Genomic DNA, 1,618 nt, shown 5'->3' with positions numbered 1-1,618 from the left:
CGTTCCTCGACGGGCTGCGCGCCCGCGGCGTGCTGGGCCTCTCTGTGCCGCAGGTAGTCCGCGGCGCGCGGGGCGAGGTCGGGCCGCTGCTCGACGGCGGAACGGACCCAGCCGCGCAGCCAGGTCAGGGCCAGCTCCGGGTGGCCGGGGCCGAGACGCCAGGGGCTGGGGCGGGTGGTGACCGTCGCACCGTGCCGGGTGAAGGCCGCGGCGGCGGTGGCGGTGGCGTCCGGGCCCAGGAGGGTACGGCCGCCCGCGGTGCGCCGCTGGTGGTCGTTGAAGGCGGCGGTCAGTTCGGCGTCGAGGGGGTCGGCGGGGGTCAGCCGGGGTTGTCCGGTGACGGTGAGCGCGAACAGGGCCGGGCAGCCGGCGCCGGTGACGGCCCGGACGAGGGAGGTGATCTCGTCGGCGGTGAGCATGTCGAGCAGGGCCGACGCGGTCACCAGGGAGGTCCCGGCGAGGTCGGCGGCGGTCAGGACGGCGAGGTCGCCGTGCTCGGTGGCGGCCGTGACGGGGCTGCCGTCCCCGGCGGCGCCGGGCAGGGTGCGGGCGGCGACGGCGAGCAGTCCCGGGTCGTGGTCGTGGAGCACCCAGTGCTGGGGGCCGGGGAGGCGGGGGGCGAGCCAGCGGCCGAGGGAGCCGGTGCCGCAGCCGAGGTCGCGGACGCGCAGCGGCCCCGGTCCGAGCCGCGGGCGCAGGGCGTCGAGGAGGGTGAGGTCGCGGGCGGCGGCGTCGGCGGGCTCGCGCAACTCCAGCCACTGGCTGGTGTACCGGGCGGTTTCGGTGGCGCTCAACGGGTCCTCCGGGGCTCCGGCGTCGGCATGGCGTCCAGCACTCCGGCCAGCGCACGGGCCGTTGTGTCCCACCCCGTCAGCATCGCACGCCGGGCGCGGGCGGCGCTCCGCGACCGCTCGCGGAGCGCGGCGTCCGCCAGCCAGCGCCGCAGCGCGCCGGGGAGGGCGTCCGGGTCGGACGGGGGCACGAGGACGCCGGGCACGGTGCCGTCGGGGGCCCGGCCCGCGGCCTCCGGTACGCCGTCGACGGCACGGGCCAGGACGGGAATGCCGCGGGCCAGCGCCTCGGTGACGACCATGCCGTAGGGCTCGGCGGACGAGGTGAGCACCAGCAGGTCGGCGGCGGCGTACGCGGCGTCGAGGTCCGGGCCGGTGCGGGGGCCGGTGAAGCGGACGCGGCCGTCCAGGCCGTGCGCGGTGACGAGGGCGCGCAGCCGGGCGGTGTGCGCCGGGTCGCGGTCGAGCGCGCCGGCGCAGGTCAGGTGCCAGGGCAGGTCGCGGAGGGCGGCGAGCGCCGTCACCAGGTGGTGGTGGCCCTTGCGGGGGGTGACGGCCGCGACGCACAGCAGGCGGGTGGCGCCGTCGGTGCCGGGGGCGAGGGGTGCCGGGTCGGTGCCCGGTGGTGCGACATGGACACGGCGGTCCGGGAGCTGATGGCGCGTCACGAGCGTACGGGCGGTGTGCCGGCTGGTGGCGACGACGGCGTGCGCGAGGTGCAGGGTGCGGCGTTCCGCGGCGTCCAGGGCGACCGGGTCGCCGGGGCCGGGTTCGTCGGCGAGCGGGAGGTGCACCAGGACGGCGAGGCGCAGCCGGGCGGCCTGCGG

General features: G+C 79.2%; 2 protein-coding genes. Both read right to left on the bottom strand.

Annotated features, from left to right (window positions below):
- Positions 1-794, bottom strand: a 794-nt coding sequence (locus AC51EU_RS30330) for an SAM-dependent methyltransferase (protein ID WP_496270298.1), incomplete at its 3' end; no start/stop codon positions are given.
- Positions 791-1,618: glycosyltransferase family 4 protein (locus AC51EU_RS30325; protein WP_496270297.1), on the bottom strand; the 828-nt coding region annotated here is incomplete at its 5' end. The genes AC51EU_RS30325 and AC51EU_RS30330, both read right to left, overlap by 4 nt.

This window comes from Candidatus Streptomyces philanthi, assembly GCF_059553635.1.
The sequence above is the reverse complement of the archived record's forward strand: the minus strand, read 5'-3'. Positions and strand labels throughout refer to the sequence as shown.